The 21,164-nt window shown below is 60.1% G+C and carries 20 protein-coding genes; 7 read left to right on the top strand and 13 right to left on the bottom strand.

From position 1 onward, the window contains the following. Positions 1 to 6: 6 nt before the first annotated feature. Both ACFSYH_RS07695 and ACFSYH_RS07690 read right to left on the bottom strand, forming a co-directional pair. Positions 7 to 1,761: a class I SAM-dependent methyltransferase gene (locus ACFSYH_RS07695; protein WP_377466289.1), complete on the bottom strand. Its 1,755-nt coding sequence runs from the start codon at positions 1,759 to 1,761 to the stop codon at positions 7 to 9. A 133-nt stretch (positions 1,762 to 1,894) separates the two neighbouring features. Then, positions 1,895 to 2,560 carry an NUDIX hydrolase gene (locus ACFSYH_RS07690; protein ID WP_377466287.1) on the bottom strand — a complete coding sequence of 222 codons (666 nt, stop codon included), beginning with the start codon at positions 2,558 to 2,560 and terminating at the stop codon, positions 1,895 to 1,897. A gap of 105 nt (positions 2,561 to 2,665) precedes the next feature. Here ACFSYH_RS07690 and ACFSYH_RS07685 point away from each other — a divergent pair, with 105 nt between their 5' ends. Both ACFSYH_RS07685 and ACFSYH_RS07680 read left to right on the top strand, forming a co-directional pair. Next, a complete protein-coding gene (locus tag ACFSYH_RS07685; RefSeq protein WP_377466286.1) occupies positions 2,666 to 3,682 on the top strand; it encodes an SPFH domain-containing protein in 1,017 nt (338 codons plus the stop codon). After that, positions 3,679 to 4,557, top strand: coding sequence for a hypothetical protein (locus tag ACFSYH_RS07680; RefSeq protein ID WP_377466285.1), 879 nt, complete (start codon positions 3,679 to 3,681; stop codon positions 4,555 to 4,557). Before ACFSYH_RS07685 ends, ACFSYH_RS07680 begins: the two co-directional genes overlap by 4 nt. On the opposite strand, the gene ACFSYH_RS07675 is transcribed toward ACFSYH_RS07680, so the two are convergent. Together ACFSYH_RS07675 and helR are read right to left on the bottom strand one after the other, a co-directional pair. Next, positions 4,549 to 4,899, bottom strand: coding sequence for a hypothetical protein (locus ACFSYH_RS07675; RefSeq protein WP_377466284.1), 351 nt, complete (start codon positions 4,897 to 4,899; stop codon positions 4,549 to 4,551). The genes ACFSYH_RS07680 and ACFSYH_RS07675 overlap by 9 nt on opposite strands. Positions 4,900 to 5,339: 440 nt before the next feature. After that, on the bottom strand, positions 5,340 to 7,610 hold the full coding sequence (helR, locus tag ACFSYH_RS07670) for an RNA polymerase recycling motor ATPase HelR (RefSeq protein ID WP_377466283.1): 2,271 nt from the start codon (positions 7,608 to 7,610) through the stop codon (positions 5,340 to 5,342). A gap of 528 nt (positions 7,611 to 8,138) precedes the next feature. Here helR and ACFSYH_RS07665 point away from each other — a divergent pair. Next, a complete protein-coding gene (locus ACFSYH_RS07665) occupies positions 8,139 to 9,005 on the top strand; it encodes a formate/nitrite transporter family protein (protein ID WP_377466281.1) in 867 nt (288 codons plus the stop codon). A gap of 244 nt (positions 9,006 to 9,249) precedes the next feature. Here the strand turns inward: ACFSYH_RS07665 and ACFSYH_RS07660 are convergent, their stop codons facing one another. Then, positions 9,250 to 9,870, bottom strand: a complete 621-nt coding sequence (locus tag ACFSYH_RS07660) for a chitinase (protein WP_377466280.1) — start codon at positions 9,868 to 9,870, stop codon at positions 9,250 to 9,252. Positions 9,871 to 10,103: 233 nt separating this feature from the next. On the opposite strand from ACFSYH_RS07660, the gene ACFSYH_RS07655 reads away from it, so the two are divergent. Next, positions 10,104 to 10,727 (top strand): 1-acyl-sn-glycerol-3-phosphate acyltransferase, encoded by a 624-nt coding sequence (locus tag ACFSYH_RS07655; RefSeq protein WP_377466279.1) that lies wholly within the window; start codon positions 10,104 to 10,106, stop codon positions 10,725 to 10,727. Positions 10,728 to 10,893: 166 nt separating this feature from the next. Here ACFSYH_RS07655 and ACFSYH_RS07650 read toward each other — a convergent pair whose 3' ends face one another. From ACFSYH_RS07650 to ACFSYH_RS07625, 6 genes are all read right to left on the bottom strand, one after another. Continuing rightward, the gene (locus ACFSYH_RS07650; RefSeq protein ID WP_377466278.1) at positions 10,894 to 11,409 is read right to left on the bottom strand and encodes a MarR family winged helix-turn-helix transcriptional regulator; all 516 of its coding nucleotides are present in this window, start codon (positions 11,407 to 11,409) and stop codon (positions 10,894 to 10,896) included. A gap of 31 nt (positions 11,410 to 11,440) precedes the next feature. Beyond that, on the bottom strand, positions 11,441 to 12,178 hold the full coding sequence (locus ACFSYH_RS07645; protein ID WP_377466277.1) for a response regulator: 738 nt from the start codon (positions 12,176 to 12,178) through the stop codon (positions 11,441 to 11,443). Further along, entirely contained in the window at positions 12,175 to 13,146 is a 972-nt protein-coding gene (locus tag ACFSYH_RS07640) for a sensor histidine kinase (RefSeq protein ID WP_377466276.1), read from the bottom strand. Before ACFSYH_RS07640 ends, ACFSYH_RS07645 begins: the two co-directional genes overlap by 4 nt. A gap of 381 nt (positions 13,147 to 13,527) precedes the next feature. After that, a complete protein-coding gene (locus ACFSYH_RS07635) occupies positions 13,528 to 14,073 on the bottom strand; it encodes a hypothetical protein (RefSeq protein WP_377466275.1) in 546 nt (181 codons plus the stop codon). A 162-nt stretch (positions 14,074 to 14,235) separates the two neighbouring features. Next, positions 14,236 to 15,255, bottom strand: coding sequence for an NADP-dependent oxidoreductase (locus tag ACFSYH_RS07630; RefSeq protein WP_377466274.1), 1,020 nt, complete (start codon positions 15,253 to 15,255; stop codon positions 14,236 to 14,238). Positions 15,256 to 15,325: 70 nt separating this feature from the next. Further along, the gene (locus ACFSYH_RS07625) at positions 15,326 to 15,712 is read right to left on the bottom strand and encodes a DUF1304 domain-containing protein (protein ID WP_377466273.1); all 387 of its coding nucleotides are present in this window, start codon (positions 15,710 to 15,712) and stop codon (positions 15,326 to 15,328) included. Between the two features lie 80 nt (positions 15,713 to 15,792). Between ACFSYH_RS07625 and ACFSYH_RS07620 the strand changes: the two genes are divergently transcribed. Continuing rightward, the gene (locus ACFSYH_RS07620; protein ID WP_377466272.1) at positions 15,793 to 16,395 is read left to right on the top strand and encodes a TetR/AcrR family transcriptional regulator; all 603 of its coding nucleotides are present in this window, start codon (positions 15,793 to 15,795) and stop codon (positions 16,393 to 16,395) included. A gap of 38 nt (positions 16,396 to 16,433) precedes the next feature. Next, positions 16,434 to 18,125, top strand: a complete 1,692-nt coding sequence (locus ACFSYH_RS07615; RefSeq protein ID WP_377466271.1) for an FAD-binding dehydrogenase — start codon at positions 16,434 to 16,436, stop codon at positions 18,123 to 18,125. A gap of 43 nt (positions 18,126 to 18,168) precedes the next feature. Here the strand turns inward: ACFSYH_RS07615 and ACFSYH_RS07610 are convergent, their stop codons facing one another. After that, a complete protein-coding gene (locus ACFSYH_RS07610) occupies positions 18,169 to 18,306 on the bottom strand; it encodes a hypothetical protein (RefSeq protein WP_377466269.1) in 138 nt (45 codons plus the stop codon). 321 nt (positions 18,307 to 18,627) lie between these two features. On the opposite strand from ACFSYH_RS07610, the gene ACFSYH_RS07605 reads away from it, so the two are divergent. Beyond that, positions 18,628 to 19,830, top strand: coding sequence for an aminotransferase class I/II-fold pyridoxal phosphate-dependent enzyme (locus ACFSYH_RS07605; protein WP_377466268.1), 1,203 nt, complete (start codon positions 18,628 to 18,630; stop codon positions 19,828 to 19,830). Between the two features lie 42 nt (positions 19,831 to 19,872). Here the strand turns inward: ACFSYH_RS07605 and ACFSYH_RS07600 are convergent, their stop codons facing one another. Next, on the bottom strand, positions 19,873 to 21,036 hold the full coding sequence (locus ACFSYH_RS07600) for a class I SAM-dependent methyltransferase (RefSeq protein WP_377466267.1): 1,164 nt from the start codon (positions 21,034 to 21,036) through the stop codon (positions 19,873 to 19,875). Between the last annotated feature and the right edge of the window lie 128 nt (positions 21,037 to 21,164).

Raw genomic sequence — 21,164 nt, 5'->3', positions numbered from 1 at the left:
CTCAGGCTAGTCGTGGGGTTTTTCGGCGATGAGAAGCACGTTTGTCCAAGACCAGTCGTCTGGGACGAGATCATCCGCAACCGCTGAGCCAGCGTCCAAAGCATCAACCCGCCGGAACACCTGCGCAGCAGGGTCGAATCGGTTCTCGATCAGCCACGGGTTTCGGATGGGCCGTGAATCAGTGGTGCACACGAATCCGTGCCGCTCCAACAGCGACGTCCATTCTCTTGGCGAGAAGAAGCAGAAACGTTCGTGCGCCTCGGACAACCACGAATCCACGTAGTCTTTCTTGGCGAGGAAGTCGTACAGGTCAGCACGCCGTAGCTCCACAAGATCAGAGCCGACAAAAGCACCAGCACCGAAAACACTGGAACCCTCCGCACGCTCAGGCCCCGAAACAGCCACGGACCTGTACGTCATCCCATCACCCTCGGCCCGGCGGAAGTCATGGACAAACCGCTCGAACCGTGCCCGAGTGTTCACACGCGCCAACTCGGAAACCTCCGCCAGCCCAGACGCCGAGTCGCCATCTGCCGTGTTGAACCGCGCAAACACCAGTTCGTCGCCGCGATCAGGCCCGACTACGTCGTAGTTGATCCACACGCCACCGGGCCGCAGCATCGAGTACACGTGGGCACAAAACTCCTCAAGCGCCTCGCGGCCCAAATAGGATTCGATCTCGTGCGTCAATGCCATCGTGATCACGGTGTCGAGCGAGTTCGGCTCAAACAGTTGCGTTTGCAGGATGTTGCGCTGGTGGAAGAACACGTTGGCGTCGCCAAACTCGCCATTCGAGGCACGTTGTAGGCAGATCTCGTACAGCGGCCGCGCAACCTCAACGCCGTAGAAGTCGGACTCGAACAACTCGGGCCGTTCGCTCAACAACTTGATGGTCTGACCGGTCGCACACCCCACGTCAACGATTCGCCCGGGCCGCACGAGGTGCGCGAACTCGCCGACCTTCCGCCATGCGTTGTCCTCGAACGCCGCGCGATAGGTCGCGTAGTCCCTGGTCACGGTGATGTCGCCATCATCGGAGTCGATGAGCGGATCGCCATACACCTGCGCGATCACATCGGCCAGCCCGTACCGGCGGTAATACTCAAACGCCACGGGGTGCATAGCCGCAGCCACATCGGGATGCGAGATCCCGTTTTCAATAAGCTTCTCGACGATTTCCCAGGGCCTCTCCGCATCTTGCCGTTCCGTTTCGGTTGGTTGGGCAAAGCGTTGGTCGCCTTCCCCCACCGGCCTAGGCGCGTGCAGCGCGCCCAACCCAGCCACCTGCGAAGGTTCGGCGGAGGGAGAAGGTGAGGGCTCGTCGGCAATGGACAATGCACCCAACTCGACGGCGTCGATGCTGAATCCGAGGCGTTCGTAGTCGGCGATGACTGCGGGCGTCGAGCATGCGACGAGCGTGTTGTCCGAGGTCATCGTGACTGTTCCGCCGGTTTGCGTGCGGATTTCCTCGATGACGTAGTGCGCGAAATCGGGCTTGGGCTGGCGGTTCGCGATGAGGAACGTGAGCGATGGGAGGGCTTCGGCGGCTGCGACCGCTTCGATGAGGCCGAGCCTGCGAGTTCCGGGGATGGGGTTGCGCTGGGTGCCGCCGTGGTTGGCGCTGGTGATGGCCCAGACGACTGCGCTGCCGGGATGCTTGGCGACGAGTCGGCGCAGGTGGCGGACCTGGAATGCGGTCACGAGGTGGTGACGTCCGGGGAAGAGGATGTACCGGATTGGGCTAGTCGGTGCGGTGCTCATGAGGTTCCAAAGCGGGTGAGTGGTGGTTGTCGGTTCGAGCTTGTCAGGGTGGTTTCGCTGTTGCGGTTGCGTCGGCGGTGTTGCCAGAAATTTTGGGGACATTGCCGACGAGACCGCAACACCGGTGGGCGGGTTACGGCAGGTCTGGGTCGCGCATGATGGGCGGGTGGAGCGAGAGCGCGTCTCCGGCGCGGTAGAGCGTGGCTGGGCGGCCGCGGCCGCCTGCCCGTATGCCGTCTTCGACGACGAAACCGGGGGAGCCGAGGACTTTGCGGGAGAAGTTTCGGGCATCGAGTGGGATACCCCATGCGGCTTCGTAGACGCTGCGTAGTTCGGCCATCGTGAATGGGGGCGGGCAGAATCGGGTGGCGATTGTGGTGTATTCGAGCTTGGCTTTGGCGCGTTCGAGGCCGATTGCAGTGATGGTGTCGTGGTCGAACGCAAGTGGGGGGAGTTGGTCGATGGGATGCCAGCGCGCCCCCGAGGCATCCGATCCGGCTTGGAGCGCACCCAACTCTGCGGCGAGCACAAGGTAGGCGACGGACACGACGCGTCCGCGAGGGTCTCGGTCCACGTCTCCGAACGTGGCGAGTTGTTCGAGATGGGAGGCATTGAGGTCGAGACCAGTCTCCTCTTTGAGTTCGCGCAGCGCCGCGTCGAACACGGATTCATCGTCGAGGACGAACCCTCCGGGGAGTGCGGGGCTGCCCTTGAACGGCGGGATTCCGCGGTCCACGAGAGCGAGGTTGAGGGTGCCATCAATGATCGTGAGCACCACGAGGTCCACAGCGACTGCCATCTGGGGGAGTTTCACTCTCCAACATTATCGTCATGTTGACAAAATATCTATCTGCTGTTTATTGTCGAAGTGACACAAAAAAGAACTGGCTTCCGAGGAGGAGCAATGACCACCATCCGGCACTTCCCATTCGCTGCCCACGCAACATCCACCGCCACCCGATTCCTCATCCACGGACGCGGCGGTCGGCTCATCCCGCGCGGTGCGGGTGCGTCGTTCTGGTTCAACCCGCTCGGTGCCACAATCTCCGAGGTCCCGGTTGAAGACCTCGAATTCGGTGCGATCTTCCCGGCTGTGACCGCGGACCGCCAAGAAGTCAGCGTGCAGGCCGCGTTGACCGTACGGATCGTTGACCCTGAGGCTGCAGCGCGGCGCATGGACTTCTCCGTCAACCTAGGTGGTGGCGAATGGACGAGCCGCCCGCTCCAAATCCTGCACGACCGAATCATTGAACTGGCCAGGCAGTACGCGGCCCAAGCAGCAGGTGCTCTCACACTCGAAGCGCTACTGGCGGACGGGCTCGTCATCATGCGCGACGCAATCTCGCGCGGTCTGGCCGAAGAAACCCACCTCGCCGAAGCGGGCATCCTCGTTGCCGGAATCAGCGTGGTGGCAGTGAGGCCAGACGATGAAATCGAACGAGCGCTGCAAAACAAGGTGCGCGAGGCAATTCAAGCCGAATCCGATCGCGCCACCTACGACCGTCGCGCCCAAGCAGTGGATCGTGAGCGCGCGATCAAGGAAAACGAGCTCAACAATCGGACCGAGCTCGCCCGCCGTGAGGCCGAACTCGTTGAACTTGCCGGAGCCAACGACCGCCGTCGCACCGAACAGGAACTTGAACGCGATGAACTGCGTGCCCGGGCAACCGTGGCAAACAGCAGGCTCGGTGTTGACGCCCGCGTTGATGAGATCGCACGCGTAGCCGAGGCCGAGAACAATGCACTTGCCGCCCGGCTCAGTGAATACAACGGCGCCGATCTGCCCGCACTGCTCGCAGCAATCGCACCCGAAATCCTGACGGCGATGCCTCGCGTTGAATCCCTGACCATCACGCCCGACATGTTGGCCGGAGCCGTTCAGAAAATGATGAACAACGTACGCGAAGGTGCGGCAGCATGAGTGCCCCACGGCTCGTGCTCGTACATCGGCGCACCCAACTCGAAGAACTGCTCGCAGAACACTCAACCATCGCAGCGGTCGAGTTCTTCCTCTCCACTCGTGGGCAGGATGTTGTTCCATTGGTTGCCGCTGATGAGGCCCAGCAGCGGGCGCTCGCGGAAGCTGCCAATGCGGTTCCCCTGGAGTGGCGGCAGGCGGTGGTTGAGCGCTCGCAGCTCAGCCGGTTTTTGTTCGAGCCTGACGACGTTGTGGTTGTGGTCGGTCAGGATGGCTTGGTTGCGAACGTGGCCAAGTATCTGGGCTCGCAGGTTGTGCTTGGTATTAGTCCAGGTCGTCCGGGGTTGCTGTGTGGCCACGGGGTTGCCGATGTGAAGCGGTTCCTCTCCGGTTCGGCTGAGTTCCGGGTGGGCGAGAGGCAGATGGTGGAGGTTCGGGTGGATGATGGCCAGACCATTACCGCGCTGAACGAAATCTTCGTGGGGGATCGAAGCCACCAGTCTGCGCGCTACAGCCTCGCGGTTGCTGGGCGTGCGGAGGAGCAATCCTCATCCGGTCTCATTGTTGGTACCGGCACAGGGGCGACCGGGTGGTTGGCTTCGCTCTGGATGCAGACCCGTCCCGGCTTTGAACTTCCGGCGGTGGACTCGGCCGATCTTGCCTACTTTGTTCGTGAGGCGTGGCCGTCCCCAGTGACCGGCACCAGCTTGGTTGCCGGACTTGTAGCCCAGGATGATGAGGTGCGCGTGCGGGCCCAATCCTCGCTCGTCGCCTTTGGGGATGGAATCGAGCGCGATCACCTGCGCATCGAATGGGGCCAGGAACTCACCCTCCGTCGCGCTTCGCGCACCCTCCACCTCATCGACCGCTCAATCTAGAGGTTCATGTAGTTTCTGGAATTCAAGAGCATGTACAAGTTGTTCCGGGGTGAGTTCGGGTTCGTCTTCTGGATTTTTGTTCCAGTCCACTCCGTGCTCTAAGAGTAGTTTTCGTACATATTGCGGAGCTGTAGAGGGTACGAACCACAGGTTGATACCGTGCTGGTCGATTCGACACTGTAATGCCCGTGGGAGATCACTGTAAGAACCAAGCTCGAGGCTGACTATCGCGTGATGAGCAATCTGAGATTGGGTGATGTCACTATAAACATCGAGGTGATAGTGCTGATCGTCCTCGTCGAGGTAGATGTTGATGTCGAGGGTTCTGCTGGTACGCGGCATTTGATCTCCAACTGGTTTGGCCGAGTCGTGCACAGCAGTGTGTGCACTTGGTGATCCTATGAAGCTTCCTGTCTAACCGCAGCTACCCGCATCGTGCGGCATCCACCCTTACTGGCGCGTCGCCCAGAATTAGGCGTATAGGTTTTGTCTTGTGTGTGAGTGGTCTAGACACTCACACACAAGACAAAACCTATACACCTCATTCGCTCTCATTCGCGCGATCCAAAGACTCGCCGCCGTGCAGTGGAGCGTAGGCACATCCTTGGGCAGCGCGTGGGGTTAGGCGGTTCAACGTGAGCATGTGTGATCCTCACATTGGATCGCCCGACCTCACGCAAGCTGAGCAGGCTGGGAGGTGAGGCGGGGTTGGGAGGCGGCAGGATCGTCGGAAAACAGAAGTAGGGTTCAATGCACTTGCCTGGTGAACTCTTGCAGTGCCCTTACTCAAGGATCACGAGGCGCTGCGTCGCACGGGTCATCGCGACGTAGGTGTCCACGGCTGCCTCTACACCCGAACCGAAGGCGCTCGGCTGAACCAGCACCACCAGGTCGAACTCAAGGCCCTTGGCCAAAGTGGGCGTGAGCCAACTGATCCGATCCGTTCCACGTGAAACACCACCGCCAACCTGGGCGGAATCACGTAGCCAGGCCCCTGAGGCGATCACGCAGGCGACCCCCTCGGTGTGTGAAGCCTCCCATTGCACCAGCACCTCAGCGAGATCACCAACACTGCGCCGCTCAACGGGCTGGCCGGTCGAACGCACCGAGGTCGGCACATCAGCATCAGGAAGCACCGACAGCACAACCGGTGCGGCGACATCCATCACTTCAGATGGGGTCCGATAGTTCACGCTTAGCGTCGCCGAATGTACAGCTCCCGAACCGGGGAGACTCACCCCAACGCGGGTCAGGCGTTCCTCCCACGACTCGGCAAACCCGCCACGAGCCTGCGCACGGTCACCCACAATCGTGAAGTGCCGGGACGGGCACCGGCGTAGCAACATCTGCCACTGCATGTCGGTCAACTCTTGAGCCTCATCCACGATGACGTGCGCAAACGGGCCATCCAACACGGGTGACTCGTCCGCCCAACGTGCGGGATCGTCGACAAGCGCCTCCTGTAGATCGGACTGCTGCAACTGCGACATCAACCCACTGCCGTTGTAATTCGACGCCATGAGCGCTTCCGCAACCTCGGCGCGATATTCGCGTTCCGCCGCACGCTCAGCTTCGCGAACGCGTAAGCGCCGACTGGAGGTTTCGTCACCGAGCAGGTGCCGGGCAGCATCGAGCAGTGGCAGATCGTCTGTGGTCCACTCACTGCCGGTTCCTTCGGGGCGACGCAACACAGCGCGGTCCTCGGGATTCAGCCACGGCGCACACAGGCGCAAGAGCGCAGGAACCTCCCATAGGTCCGAGACCAAGTCCGAAGCAGACAACAGTGGCCACGCCCGATTGAGTGCCTTGCTCAACGTGATGTTCAGGGCCAACGCCCCGCGCACCTTCTCGGGCGCGCCCAGGGCCTCGGACTTCTCGGAGAGCAGATCGAGTAGCGTCTCCCAGATCTGGTCGCGTGCCTCATTATGGGGCAGCCCATGCTCAACCGAAGCGAATGCATCCTCCCAGTCGGCGGCGCTCACGTGGACTTTTCCCAACGGGGTGTCCACGGTCAGGTCTCTAGCCGGTGCTTCCTCGTAGATGCTGATGGCACGCTTGACCGCATCGATCATGCGCAGATCAGACTTGAGTGCGGAAGCATGCGCACTGGATTCACCGGGCAACTCGCCGATGCCATCCAGAACGCCCGGCACGAGATCGTCCAAAGTGCACACTGCAACCTCAGACTCACCAAGGCTCGGCAGAACGTTGGCCACGTACGAGGCATACGGTCTGTGTGGACCCACAAACAGCACTCCGCCTCGTCGGTCCTTGAGCCGCGGCTGCGAATACATCAGGTAGGCGGCGCGGTGCAGCGCGACAACAGTCTTGCCCGTGCCTGGGCCACCATTCACCACGAGTGGTACACCTGCATCCGCCCGGATGATCGCATCCTGATCGCCCTGTATGGTCGCCAGAACATCGCGCATGGCACCTGAACGGCTAGAGCCCAAACTGGCAATGAACGACGATTGATAGTCCAACGCCGCCCGTTCATTTGGATCCTCAAGTCCGTCAGCGGAGAATACCTCGTCCCAATAGTCCGTGATTCGTCCGCGCGCCCACTGATACCTGCGTCGGCTGAGTAGTCCAGCTGGGTCGGCATGGGTTGCCGCGAAGAATGGCGCGGCGGCCGGGGTGCGCCAATCCACGAGGAGAGGGCGCCCATCCTCATCCAGCAGCCCGATACGACCGATGTACACGACCTGTTCCGAACCGCTCGGTGTGCCCTCGGCATCTGAGGCGAGTACGAGCCGCCCGAGGCACAGGTCGATCCCGTAGCTCTCAAGCAGCTTGAGCCGGGCCGAGAGTCTACGTATCTCCGCGTCGCGTTCCACAATGCCCTGTCCGAGCGCCTCGTGTGTCTGTCTGCGCGCGGAAAGTCGTGTTGCCACGTCGGCGGTTTGTCGCTCAAGTGCCGCCGCCATTGCGGCGAAATGCCGCTCGTCCTCGGCAATCAGGGCTGGGTTTGCCTTCGCATTCAGCCGCTGTGGCAGTGCAAAGGCGGATTGCGCTTCGATTGACGACGATTCGGCAGTTGAACGCTCAGACATTACGTTGGCTCCGTGGCTGGTGGGGCGGGCAGAGTCCACAATTGTGCACCACCAAGGGGGCCTTGCGGCAAGACCCCCTGTGCCGTATATTCTGAAAATGCGAGAGGTTCACCGAGCCGGTGGCCTCTTTTTTATGCCCAAAACTTACGCCCCTCCCGTTGCGAGTGCGCTGCCAACTGGTTTCAACGGGGATACTGTCCTGTCGCCCGCCTGAGGTGAGATAAAAATGGGACGCGGCAGGATCGTCGTCAAGTGGCAACAAAACCGACTATGTGCGTAGTTGAGAGCACAATCAGGGTAACGGCGGTAACGTGTTTCCCGTTACCGATAACTCGCATTATGTGCACGCAACGGCGCAACTATTTGCGCCGTCGGTCTCCCTAACTGCGCAAACATGCCAACAGGGCACCGCACTATGTGCGCACGCATCCGAAATCATGTGCACAGCAGGGTGAATAATATGCCACCACGGTCAACCCGCACAGACGTCCCATGTTTCCTGTCAGATAATCTGGGAGAATAATTCCTATGGCTCCCGACCAGCAGAAACTCTTTCCCGGCACGCATTTCATCGCCACGGTCCTCGAAACCGCTGAGACCAAGGCGTCGATGTCGCGCACTATCGCGCAGGTGTACGTAATGCGTGCGGCAATGGCTGGAATCTTGATTGGTGTGTTCTACCTCGCAAACTACGCTGTGATAGCAGCTTTTGTGAGGGTCAGCCCCGACCTTGAGTCCGTGGGAAAACTGGTCGGCGCGGTCGTCTTTGGATTCGCGCTTGCGTTCATCTATTACACGAAGTCTGAGCTTTTGACCTCGAACATGATGATCACGACCATCGCGGTCTACTACAAGCGGCTCCGCGTATTGAATGCAGCGTGGGTGATGTTCCTGTGTTTCCTTGGCAACTTTTTGGGGGGCCTGCTCATCGCGGTGTTTGCGGCTGGCTCATCCCTGCTTGACGGTGCTGCCGGGGAAATCGTCAACCACTCGGTCGAAGTGAAACTCGCCTACGTCACCACAGACGCGGCAGCAGTCGGCGACCTGTTTGTGCGCGCGATCCTGTGTAACTTCCTCATCAATATCGCCATGTTGCTCGTGTACAACGGCCTCGTGAAGACGGACGGGGTCAAGGTCATCGCGATGAACGTGGCGGTCATGCTCTTTGCGTTCCTCGGATTCGAGCACTCCGTCGCGAACACCGTCCTGTTCACCGTGCAAGGTCTGCGCGATGGGATCGACGTTGCGGCTGCCGCAGCCAACGTGGGTGTGGCCCTCGTGGGTAACTTCATCGGTGGCGGAATTCTGATCGGTTGGTACTACGCGTATGCCAACGATGCCAAGCGCCGACTGCACCAGACAGAGGCGCTGACCGACTCGTCGGAAATGATGTAGCGCCACCCGCATCGTCCAACAAACGTTGAGAGTGACCAGATCCGCACTCTCACGCATCGTGAGTGCGGATCTGGTCACTCTCAACGGATGGGCGTGGTGCGAGTGCGCACCACGCCGATGCGCGGCACAGCCACATCGCAACGTCAGGCTACCACTGCACATCTGCTTCGAGACGCTGCGCAGCCAGAAAGCCTGTGCCACAGCAATCCGCAGGGCAACGGTGGCGCAGTGCGCCACAAGCGAACTAGCAGGTGAGGTTGTCGCCCGTTGTGGTACCCAGAACCTCGCAGTACTCGGTGAACAACCTGACGCGATTGTTCATCTGACGAGGATTGCCACCCTCGCACTCCAGCGGGCCGTTGATCGAACGAATCGTCTCGGCGAACCCGTGATCGCCAACGATCGCATTGTGGCAGGTGAAGTTACCTGGGCCAACCTGCGTGTTCCAGTACCAGAGCGCTGTCGCCCATGCGACCATCGGATCGGTTTCCACGAGTTCCGGGTGATTCAGCAGGTCGAACCCGAGTGCATCGCCCGCAGCCTTGTAGTTGAAGTTCCACGACAACTGAATCGGACCGCGACCGTAGTAGGCGGCCTTTCCGGCAGGACATCCGTAGGGTTGGCTTGGGTCGCAGTAGTGGTCGTAGAAGGCGGTGTTGATCTCGACCACGTGTTTGAACTGAAGGGATTCGTGTGACGTGTTCGCGAGGAAAGCCGCAGCCTCACGAAGCGCGATTTCCTGGCCGCCGGTGGTCGTGAACTCGGGATACTTTGCCGTTGCCTCGACGAGGCCCTGGTAGGTGTAGAACGGATTGCGTTCGGGGAAGAGCAGTTCGAACTGTTCTTCGGTGACAACGAATGACACGATGTTCCTTCCGGTGGTGTGGTTCGCCTGGGGGAGAGACGGTTGCGCGGGGTCCGCGCGATGGGGGAGCAAGTGCGGTTGGGGACCTCGGGAGTCCGCGTGGCGAACACCCCGGCGTGTTTGTGCACTCCAAGGCAGTCTAGGCGAGTTTTAGTCGATAAGTAGGATTTAGTTCGTTGCGGGGTCCGTGTGCTCGGTTAGGGCGCACGAGCCTGCTGTTGCACAATGGAGCAATGAGTGGATTCAAGCGCAGTGTGGCACGGCTAGGTTTCAAACTTTTCCGGTGGAATCATGTTTCAACGGTCGCGCCAGAAAAGGGGCAGCCATCAATTCTGATTGGTGCCCCGCACACGTCCAACTGGGACTTCATCATGATGCTGGGGATCGCGTGGGAGTTGGGCATCGATTTCCGATTCCTGGGCAAGGACTCGCTGTTCAAGTTCCCGCTCGGCCCGCTCATGCGTGCGCTCGGTGGCATTCCCGTGGACCGTAAGCGTCCATTTGGGCTGGTGGAGAAGTTGGTTGCCGCAGCGGAGGCCAATGACGAGTTCACTTTGGTCGTTACCCCGGAAGGCACGCGCGGGTCGGGCAAATACTGGAAGTCTGGGTTCTACCGGATTGCCACCCAGACCGGCATCCCGGTCACGCTCGGGTACGTGGACCGCGAGTCCCGCACGTGCGGCCTCGGCGTCACGTTCACGCCCACCGGTAATGTCCATGAGGACATGGATTTCGTGCGTGACTTCTATAAGGACAAGTCAGGCTATCGCCCGCAGTTTCGGACAGAGCCACGCCTGCGCGAGGAGGACCGTGCGCCTAAGATTTCCGACGATTCCCCAGCTTCTTCTGACGCCTAACCTCTGGTCCGTGGCCAGGTAGGTGGCTCATCTGGATTACTCAACCGTGGGCCAGAACTGTTCAGTCGCGGAATCTATGTCGATGGGGCATTTTTGGTCCGCATACACATCATTACTTAGTGCATGTGGACCAAAACGCCCATCGAGTTTTAGGCCTTGGGTGAGGTTACTCTTCGGTACAGTCCGTAGTTTCGGAGCAAGGGGCGATGCGCTCCTGATCAAGGTTCTCGCGAATCGCGTCAGCGATGACGTTGAGTTGCTGAACCTGTTCAGCGGTGAGTGCGTTGAACACGGTGCTACGTACCTTGCGGACGTGGCCTGGCGCGCTTGCGGTGATCTTCTCCCAGCCAGCGTCGGTCAGATGAGCGTTGGTGTGACGCTTGTCCTTCTGGCTTCGAGATCGCGTGACATATCCGGCTCGCTCAAGCCGCTTGATCACATGAGACAGTCGAGACAGGGAACCCGACGTCAACGTTGCGAGATACCCCATGCCGAGGGTACGGTCTGGTTCCTCGGAAAGCATGGCGAGAACCATGTACTCATAGAAACTGAGGTCGCTCTCGCGTTGCAGGTCAGATTCGAGTGTGGAGGGCAGTCGAAACATCAGGTCGGCGAGCGCCACCCAAGCTCCTCTTTCTGTGGGGGACAGCCAGTGCACGTCTGGGGTGAGCTCTTGGGACATGCTCTTAATTCTACCCAAATTACTTGAAGTTTCAAGTATTGAGTTTGGCTGCGGTGATGGTGAGGGCAACCTGGACCCTGTTATCCACTCCCAGTTTATCGAACACCCGTGACAGGTGGGTCTTGACCGTCGGCACCGAGAGGAACAGGTGCTCTGCGATCTGGGAATTGCTCATTCCCACCGCAACGGCTCGGGCCACATCGAGCTCTCGATCCGTGAGTTCTAGCAGGTGAGCGTAGGCGTTCTCATCCCGTCGTGCACGATCTGAAGGATGGACAACGGCGCCTGAGCCGTGTGATGGGTCTCCGGTTTTATCCGTTCCCGCGGTGTTGGAAACGCCGACACCCGGCACTTGTGCCACCAACTGGGTAATCACTGAAGGCGAGAGGGTTGCCTGACCTGCCGCCGCCACGCGGACAGAGCGGACCAACTCCGCAGGTTCAGTGTCCTTGAGCAGAAATCCGCGCGCACCAGATTTGAGTGCACGCACCACGAACTCATCGGTATCGAACGTAGTGAGGACAACGATGTTGGCCGAAGGATGTGTCCGAAGGATCTCCTCGGTTGCCGACAGCCCACTGCGCTCGGGCATGCGGATGTCCATGAGCACCACGTCGGGTAGGAGGTCACGGAACATGTGCACGGCAACCTCGCCATTCGGTGCCTCGCCCACGACCATCAGTTCAGGGTGCGCGCCCAAGATCAACTTCAGGCCAGCGCGGACCAGCGCATCATCATCCGCGATCAGTATCCGGATCGTGTCAGTCACTCGGAGTCCTCCTGCCCTATCTCGCGTTCAACCCAGGGGAGCGCTACATCAACGACAAACAAATCGCCAGATGGTCCGGCGGTGATCGTGCCTCCCGATGACCGGACTCGCTCCGTCATTCCGATCAGACCGAAGCCCTCAAGAGGTACAGTATCCTGCACAGTTCGGCCTCCAGCGAGTCGATTCACCAGCGTGATCCGCAAGAACCGAGGATCTATGCGCGACAACGATACCTGCACTGGAATCCCGGGAGCATGTTTGCGGGCATTCGTTAAGCCCTCTTGGATCACACGATATGCGTTGCGACTCGTGCTCTCCTGCAATACGTCAGCGTCCTCGGGACGCAGGCCATGCCACACAATCGATACAGGTGCGACCGCCGTGTTCGCCTCTTCCCACAGAAGCGGCAACTGCGCGAGAGTGGGCTGGGGCGCATCCGACTCGTCGGAAATCTGGTCCGCGCGTAGCGTGCCCAACACCTCGCGCAACTCGGATAACGCGAGCCGGGCGCTGTCGTTGATGAGTTGGGCGGTCTCGTGGACCTGCTCAGGCGGCATGTCATCGCGGTAGGCGAGGGCACCCGAATGGAGCGCAACCATCGAGATGCGATGGGCGAGCACATCGTGCATTTCGCGTGCTATGGATGTGCGTTCAAGTGCGCGAATCTCCTGCACCCGCGAGGACTGTACCTGCTGTTCACTGGCCTGCCACGCCGTGAACGCAGAGTTCCTTTTCCGGCGTTCGCCGATCGATACGGCCACTGCGTAGAAAATCACCGAAAGAGGCACTATCGAGACGAAGCCGATCATAAGCGGGATCCCTGGGGCAAGAATCTCCGAATACACCAGACTGGACACAATCTGAGACGTTGCGAACAGCAGAGAATTAGGCAAGATCTCTTGCCACCGTCCGCGCGTAGCCATAGAAAACATCGCGAGTAGGGCTGCGCCGGTGCTCGAACTCGACACTGCCAAACATAACGGTGCAAAGTAAGCGATTTGAAACGGCAACTCGCGTCTTCTCGCCGCTAAGTAGAGTGCTCCTGCTAACCCGATGAACTCGCCGAACAAGGCCAGTGCTGTGGGTTCGTCATATTTCCATGAAAGATCTGAAAACCGGTAGATCACAGTTGCCAAACCCACAGTAACAACGAAAATCCAGCGTAATACCTGTCCCCGGTAACTGATTGGGTAGCCAGGTAGTGAAGGCGGGAAGAAGAAGTCATGCAGTCGGCTCATGGCTCAACACTATTGTCGACGAGTTGGGTTCCGCCTCGTCCGAAAGTATTGTCTTCGCAGTGGTTGCTTGGTGGCGTCAGCCAAAGTATGAGGTGGCGGGGTGCTCGGCGGTTAGGACTGTGGCACTATGGCGGACTGTGCCAGGCGGGTTGCGAGTTCGGTTGCCTCATCAAGAAGGTACAGCAGGCGCTGCACGTCTTGGCGCGGAGCTTGCTGTAGCAGAGCGTCAAGGGAGCGGAACTGGACTGCCTCGGTCTGCGCGAGAGCGGCATGACCGTTATCGGTGACAGTAACGTCGATGATGCGGTCACCGATACGCTCCGAGACGTAGACGAATCCGCGTTCCTCCAGTGCGATCAGGATCGTGTGTACGACCTCGCGGTCCATGCCGACCCGGCGTCCAATGTGACGGGGGTGAGAGATATCCTTGGCCACCGTGCTGAGGACTGCGTGCTCGCTGGTCTTCAGGTACGTGAACTGTTCGATGCCACGGCTCATGCCTTCGGCGAAATCGCGCAGAGCGCCAAGTTGCGTGACGAATCGAGCGGTCGTTTCAGTGTCGTTGACCGTGGTGGTCGCCAACTCTCGCCGTGCTGCGGAGATCAGTTCGCGGTTATCGCTCAGCGTGATCTCTGCAATTCCGGGCTGGGTGTTCAAGACGGTACCTATCGTTTTGGTTCATGTCGTGGCGTGCTCTTTCACACTAGCCGCAGACACTGACATTCCGCAGCGTGACCCACGCCTTCTGACATGGATGAGAACGCCTTGAGCACCCAGATGGTTCCGAAATTGCGGGGTAGTTCTACACCTTGTTGTCCCTCATGGCTGAGCGATACGCGCGAGCATCTTGCCGGTGTTCGCCCCACGCATCATGTCGAGGAAAGCGTCCACGGTGTTCTCGATCCCGTCAACGATGGTCTCGTCGTAGGCAATCTTTCCTGATGCGAACCAAGGAGTCATCTTCTCCTGAAACTCTGGCGCAAGGTGCAGGTAGGCGGCCAGTGTGAAGCCCTTGAGAGTCAAGCCACGGGTGATGATGTTGGCCAGATTGCTGGGCCCAGGGGTGCGCTCGGTGGTGTTGTAGCCCGAGATGGCACCACACAGCGCGGCTCGACCGCCGTCATTAAAGGCGTCGAGAGCGGCTTCTAGGTGGTCGCCACCGACGTTGTCGAAGTAGACGTCAATGCCCTGCGGTGCGGCTTGTCTGAGTTGCTCGCGAACGTCGCTGGCCTTGTAGTTGAATGCCGCGTCGTAGCCGTATTTCTCGGTGAGGAGCTTGACCTTTTCTTCGCTGCCGGCGGAGCCGATGACTCGGTGTGCGCCGAGGAGCTTTGCGATTTGTCCGACGGCGGTTCCCACTGCTCCGGCTGCACCGGAGACGAATACGGTGTCACCTGGCTGAAGCCCTGCGATTGCCGTGAGTCCGACGTAAGCGGTCAAACCTGTCATGCCGAGAATGTGCAGGTTCAGGGAAAGCGGTACTCCCGGAATCTCGGGTATGGCGCGGAACGTCGATGCTGCCTCCTGGACCACGTCGGCCCAGCCGTGCTGGTGCAGGACAGCGGTGCCCACGGGAAGTTCCGGCGCTGCTGACTCGATGACTCGACCGACTGCCCCGCCTGTGATCGGCGCGCCGAGTGCGTAGGGAGCGACGTAACTGCGGGTGTCGTTCATGCGGCCACGCATGTATGGGTCAACTGAGATGAACTCGTTGCGCACTCGTACCTGCCCTAGTTCGAGGTCTTCGAGTTCCACGTGTGCGATCTCGAAGTTCTCGTGGCTTGGCCAACCGGTTGGGCGAGAGACGAGGCGAATCTGGGTGCTGGTGGATGAGGTCATGAAGATGGTCCCTTGGGGTGGTGTGTTGGTATGCGAATGTCGAAGCTGGGCGTGTGGAGCCTTCTGGATGTCAGAGGGCTATTCCCAGGATGAGCAGAACGATTGCGAGTAATGGGAACGTGCCCTGTTTGACGGCCGCGCCGCGCTTGTCTGGGCTGGAGAGGAACAGCACGAGCGCGGCGGCGAACATGGACCCGACTCCGGACAGGAGCAGCGCGATGCCGACGGCGTGAAGTCCGGACACATGGAGAATGATTCCCACGGCAGTCGCGATCGCGAGGAAGAGGTTGTAGAAGCCCTGATTGAACGCCATCTCCTTGGTTGCCCTGGCTTCGTCCTCGGTGGTCCCGAAGGTGGCCCGCACCTTGGCGCTAGTCCAGGCGATGGACTCCATGTAGAAGATGTAGACGTGCAGGAGCGCGGCAACTCCAGCGAGTGCGAGACCGGCGATGACCATGAGATTTCCCTTTTCCGAGTTGATTGTGTAATGGTCATTCCAATATATACTGGAATGGTCGTTACCGTAAAGGAGGGAACATGGCACGTACCCGAAGCTTCGATCCAATCGCCGCTGTTCGCGCTGCCCGCACAGTGTTCTGGGATGTGGGCTACGAGGCCGCGTCCATTCCAGATCTAGAGGCAGCCACAGGCCTGAGCCGGTCAAGTATCTACAACACGTTCGGTTCCAAACGCGGCTTGTTCGACGCCGCGGTGCAAAACTATCTCGACGAGGTCATCAGGCCACGTTTGAGTCCGCTCCAGGTGTCAGAGGTCGCCCCGGAAGCGCTCATTGACTACCTGAATGGACTACGGGAGGCGTTCACGAGCCTCGACTCGACGGCGGTTGCAAACGGCTGTCTACTCATCAATACAGCGGGTGCGCCCATCGCGCACGAGGAACCCGTCGCCAAGGTCATCGCGGAGTATCGAGCCGAACTGCACGAGGCTGTTTCGCGGGGGATCGCCGCACTCGGAGACCGCACGGATGCCAGGGTTGAGCGTGCGGCCGATATCGTGACGAACCTCGTCATCGCAGGATTCGCGTTGGTCCGCGTCGACCAGGCGCAAGCGGTCAACAGCATCGCGTGCGCGCTCCAGGTCGTTGAGGGAGCACAGGCGGACGTGCGGCAAGTAGTCTGAAGGCAAGGAAACTCATCGACAAAGGAGTCACGTTGAGCATGCCACAATCAGAATCCGCGCAATCAAAGTTATCCGCCGCACCCGGCTTTGTGCCTCATACAATTGTCATCGGTGCAGGGCTGGCAGGCCTGGTGGCCGCGTGCGAACTCCTCGACAGAGGACGAAAAGTCCTGATCATCGACCAAGAGAACGAACACAACCTTGGCGGTCAGGCCTGGTGGAGTTTCGGCGGCCTGTTCCTGGTTGACTCGCCTGAACAGCGTCGGCTCGGAGTCAAGGACTCCCTCGACCTCGCGCTGCAAGACTGGTTTGCCACAGCGGGGTTCGACCGCCCCGAGGACGAGTGGCCGCGCAAGTGGGCGCGCGCCTACGTGGAATGGGCCGCTGATGGAAAACGTGAATGGCTCGCTGACAAGGGCATACGGTTCTTCCCCATCGTGGGTTGGGCAGAGCGCGGTGCGGGTACGGCGATAGGACACGGCAACTCAGTGCCCCGCTTCCACATCACATGGGGGACCGGTCCAGGTCTGGTCGAGCCGTTTGCCGCCCAAGTCCTCGAGGCAGTCGCAACCGGACACGCACGAATACTGCACCGTCACCGCGTGGATGATCTGCTCGTCGAAAATGGTGCTGTGGTTGGCGCCAAAGGTGCCATTCTGATTCCCGACGATGCCCCACGTGGGCAGGCAAGCTCGCGGGAGGTGGCGGGCAGGTTTGAGCATCGGGCGCAGGCCGTCATCGTGGCATCTGGCGGTATCGGCGGAAACCACGAACTGGTCCGCAAGTTCTGGCCGAAGCGTTTGGGTGAAGCGCCACTGCGAATGTTGTCTGGCGTGCCGGCCCACGTGGATGGCCGGATGCTGGAGATCACGGAACGTGCTGGTGGCACCCTCATCAATCAGGACAGGATGTGGCATTACACCGAGGGCATCGAAAACTTTGCGCCCGTGTGGGACAAGCACGGGATTCGGATTCTGCCGGGACCGAGTTCGCTGTGGTTTGACGCCACCGGCAAGCGTCTGCCGACGCCACTATGGCCAGGGTTCGACACGCTGGGCACGCTTGAGCATAATGTCTCGACCGGCCATGACCATTCGTGGTTCGTGTTGACGCAGAAGATCATCGAGAAGGAGTTCGCTCTCTCCGGCTCCGAGCAGAACCCGGATCTGACCGGCAAGGATCTGCGACTTCTGGCGCAACGGCTCGGCAAGGGTGCGCCCGCACCGGTTGAGGCCTTCAAACGCGAGGGCGTGGACTTCATCGTGCGTGACACCCTGGACGAGTTGCTTGCGGAGATGACTGCGCGCTCTGGCGACGTGCCGTTTGACGCGGGTAGCGTGCGGGCGGAGGTCCGTGCCCATGACCGTCTGATCGCAAACGAGTTCGGCAAGGATGCGCAACTCAACGCCGTACGCCAAGCGCGGACGTATAGGGGCGACAAACTCATCCGGGTGGCCTCACCGCACCAGTTCCAAGACCCTGCCGCAGGACCGTTCATCGCCGTGAAACTCAACATCTTGACGCGGAAGTCCCTGGGCGGAATCCACACCGACCTCGATGGACGGGTACTCGACGAGTCGGGAACTCCGGTTCCGGGCCTGTTTGCGGCAGGCGAGGCCGCAGGCTTCGGCGGAGGAGGGGTACACGGCTACCGTTCGCTTGAGGGGACTTTCCTTGGCGGATGCCTGTTCAGTGGACGAATCGCGGGGAGCAGTGCCGCAGAGCGGTGATGATTTGAGAGTGTCCGGGCGGAGATTGTGGGTTGAGTGAGTTTCATGCGTTCGGCGAGCGATTCTCGTATCGCTCCTCGTCTTTGCGGATTTCGCGGAGTCGGTACGCCTGTTCTTGAGCATTCATCTGCGCGACGTGTTTGGCGACAGCCCGTTCATCAACCGGGCGCTTGGTGCTCACATCACTCCATGCGCTTGTTTTGCTGCTCATCTCAATTCCCCTCGCTGTTCAGCACTCGTTAAACGCGATAATTACTTAGTGTAGGTCCTGGGCGGTTGATGAGTGGCGATGATTCCTCCAGACTTCTTCCCAACATGGTGATTTTCCGGTAACAGCCACCAAGAAAAACCATCCTGATCCCGGAAAATCACCATACGGGTGGGTAACACGAAACCAAGGTTTAGCGGTTAGGTTTGTGTCATGACTTCTGATGCCCGCACGTCGGCGCCCGTACACACTGATCAAGTAGCCGGAGAGGCAACGTCGTCACCGGGAGGCACCATGACGTCCGATCCCCTTGAGGCGTACACGCTTGAGCAACTCACGGCACGCCGCTCGGTCAAATGGACTCAGTACGCTTCCGATGTTCTGCCCATGTGGGTTGCGGAGATGGACTGCTCGCCTGTGCCGCAGGTAATCGAGGTCATCCAACAGATCATGGCCGCAGGCGACACGGGATATCCGGGGATCACATACGCAGCGGAAGACATCCGCGATCTTCCCAACCGTGAGGTCGACTACCGGCAGCTTCCCTCGTATCAGGACGCCTATATCGTATTTGCACAGGATCGGTGGGGCCTCGACGTGAGTGCAGACCAGATCAGCCTGATGCCCGACGTCATGCAGGGTGTCAAGTATGCGGTGGACATGATCGGCGCGCGTGACCTCGTCATCAACACGCCCGTGTATCCACCGTTCCGGGTGTACCCGGTCGAGGCCGGTGCGCGGATCCATGAAGCAAGGCTCGCCGATGACGGTCGTCTCGATTTTGCCGAACTTGAAGCGCTGTTCGAGTCCGCTGACTCCTATCTGCTGTGTAACCCGCAGAATCCGACCGGTGTCGCGCACACTCGTGAGGAACTCATCAGGGTGTTTGAGCTTGCCAACAGACATGACGTCCGCGTCATCGTGGATGAGATCCACCTGCCCATCGCCGCGACCGGTCATTCCTGTGTCCCGGCGCTGTCCGTACCTGGAAGCGAACGCGCGATCGTCCTGTTCTCTGCGGCTAAGGCATTCCACCTCGCCGGGTTCAAAGCCGCCCTCATGATCGTCGGGTCCGACGCGAAAGAGGAACTCAAGGACGTTCCGGAAACGGTCTTCGAGGGTGCTTCGACCATCGCGATCGCCGCGCACACCGCAGCACTCGTGTATGGAGGTCAATGGCTTGATACGGTGCGGGCCGGAATCGATGCACGGCGCATACGTCTGACGGAGGGCCTCGCGAGAGTTGCTCCCGAAGCTCGTGTGCTGCCAGCAGTTTCCACCTACTTTGCGTGGGTGGACTTCTCGCGGGTGGTCGTCGACGGGAAGCCGCTCGGCAAGAATCCCGCCCACTTCCTGTACCGCAAGGCGAAGACCGCGTTCAATCCTGGCTACACGTTCGGCGCGGGTGGCGAAAACTACGTGCGGATCAACCTCGCCACGTCCAACGAGGTCATCGATGAGGCGCTACGCCGCATAGAGGAAGCTCTCAACCGGTAATGCAGCGGACGGTGAGGGATACCGCGTCTACTGAGGTGCGACTCAGGAGGGTTTGATCGACACCGTCACCGTGAACTTGCGGTTCGAGCCGACCACCACGGTGCGTCCGACGGATCGAGTCATGGCGTTACGGTACGGCAGCGGCGAATTGTACACGGTCCACAGTTGGCCACCGGGACGTAGCACGCGCCCGGCCTCACGGAACATGCGTTGTGCCACGTCGGTGTCGAGCGAGGTTCCCGCGTGAAACGGCGGGTTGCACACGATCACGTCGGCACTTGCGGTGGGTAGCCCTCGTAGGGCGTCGTCCTGCACGGCGGTGATGCGGTCGGCGAATCCGTTTGCCTGTGCGGTTTCGCGAGTGGAGAGGACGGCTGCAGCTGATACGTCAACGCCCGTAACCTGCGCTGATTCGCGTAATTGCGCGATTCGCGCGCTCAAGACCCCTGATCCACATCCGGCGTCCACGAAGTCTCGCGCGTGCGGCGCTTGTTCAAGCAGATGTTCCAGATTGTCGACGAGCAGGCGGCTTCCGATGTCCAGTTTCGTCCCAGCGAACACACCTCCGTGGGCAACGACTGTGAGCCCGAGTTCAGGTAGATGCTTGCTGCGCGGGAAGCTGGACACTGCAGAGGTTGCGGCACCCGGCAACGACTCGGATCCTAAAGGCTCAGTAGCTCGCAGTGCACGGGACTTGAACCTGCCCAGCGATGCAGTAACCGAACCGAAGTACCGTTTGAGGACCTCGTTTTGCGTGGGGGTCATGTACTTGGTGCGTTCGGCACCGAGGACAAGGGCATCGGGCTCAAGTCCAGATGCGGCTGCAGCGGCGAACTCGTCCAAGTAGTCGAGCGACTTGGGTAGTCGCAGCACAAGAACCGAAACCCCGGTAAACAACTCCGTGGGGAAACGTACAGAATCCAACGCGGCCACCCGCATATAACGGTCCACCCACTCACGCTCAGCAACCTCAGCATCATAGAGCGAAGCGTCCACGTACGAATCGTCGTACGCAACCAACTGGGCGGTGGGGAACAACCGTGCCAACTCGTCGGCAAGCAGCACAGACCCACAATCCACCAACGCAATCCGCTCTACTGGACCGGCGATCTCTGCGAGTTCAGCGAGCAGCAGTCTCTCCACCCCATCCAACTCGTCGCGCGAACTGCCAGACGACCCGACAGCCAGTTTGTGATGAAGATCCATGAATCAAGTGTCCCTGAAATGGAACACCGCTGAGGTGAGAATTGCCGTGATCATGCGCACCACTACGAGCAAAATCAGGGCAAAACGGGCAGGCCTCGGGGTGAATCGGTCCAAAAAGAGAAAACTCA

The sequence above is a fragment of the Populibacterium corticicola genome (assembly GCF_042683685.1).
Lineage (GTDB): Bacteria > Actinomycetota > Actinomycetes > Actinomycetales > Cellulomonadaceae > Timonella > Timonella corticicola.
The sequence above is the reverse complement of the archived record's forward strand: the minus strand, read 5'-3'. Positions and strand labels throughout refer to the sequence as shown.

What these genes read in the sequence shown, in the direction of transcription:
- ACFSYH_RS07675 (WP_377466284.1), bottom strand. Translation starts at nt 4,899, where the DNA reads ATGCCGCGTACCAGCAGAACCCTCGACATCAACATCTACCTCGACGAG.
- ACFSYH_RS07615 (WP_377466271.1), top strand. Translation starts at nt 16,434, where the DNA reads ATGCCACAATCAGAATCCGCGCAATCAAAGTTATCCGCCGCACCCGGC.
- ACFSYH_RS07690 (WP_377466287.1), bottom strand. Translation starts at nt 2,560, where the DNA reads ATGGCAGTCGCTGTGGACCTCGTGGTGCTCACGATCATTGATGGCACC.
- ACFSYH_RS07605 (WP_377466268.1), top strand. Translation starts at nt 18,628, where the DNA reads ATGACGTCCGATCCCCTTGAGGCGTACACGCTTGAGCAACTCACGGCA.
- ACFSYH_RS07600 (WP_377466267.1), bottom strand. Translation starts at nt 21,036, where the DNA reads ATGGATCTTCATCACAAACTGGCTGTCGGGTCGTCTGGCAGTTCGCGC.
- ACFSYH_RS07630 (WP_377466274.1), bottom strand. Translation starts at nt 15,255, where the DNA reads ATGACCTCATCCACCAGCACCCAGATTCGCCTCGTCTCTCGCCCAACC.
- helR (WP_377466283.1), bottom strand. Translation starts at nt 7,610, where the DNA reads ATGTCTGAGCGTTCAACTGCCGAATCGTCGTCAATCGAAGCGCAATCC.
- ACFSYH_RS07655 (WP_377466279.1), top strand. Translation starts at nt 10,104, where the DNA reads ATGAGTGGATTCAAGCGCAGTGTGGCACGGCTAGGTTTCAAACTTTTC.
- ACFSYH_RS07620 (WP_377466272.1), top strand. Translation starts at nt 15,793, where the DNA reads ATGGCACGTACCCGAAGCTTCGATCCAATCGCCGCTGTTCGCGCTGCC.
- ACFSYH_RS07680 (WP_377466285.1), top strand. Translation starts at nt 3,679, where the DNA reads ATGAGTGCCCCACGGCTCGTGCTCGTACATCGGCGCACCCAACTCGAA.
- ACFSYH_RS07685 (WP_377466286.1), top strand. Translation starts at nt 2,666, where the DNA reads ATGACCACCATCCGGCACTTCCCATTCGCTGCCCACGCAACATCCACC.
- ACFSYH_RS07695 (WP_377466289.1), bottom strand. Translation starts at nt 1,761, where the DNA reads ATGAGCACCGCACCGACTAGCCCAATCCGGTACATCCTCTTCCCCGGA.
- ACFSYH_RS07650 (WP_377466278.1), bottom strand. Translation starts at nt 11,409, where the DNA reads ATGTCCCAAGAGCTCACCCCAGACGTGCACTGGCTGTCCCCCACAGAA.
- ACFSYH_RS07665 (WP_377466281.1), top strand. Translation starts at nt 8,139, where the DNA reads ATGGCTCCCGACCAGCAGAAACTCTTTCCCGGCACGCATTTCATCGCC.
- ACFSYH_RS07625 (WP_377466273.1), bottom strand. Translation starts at nt 15,712, where the DNA reads ATGGTCATCGCCGGTCTCGCACTCGCTGGAGTTGCCGCGCTCCTGCAC.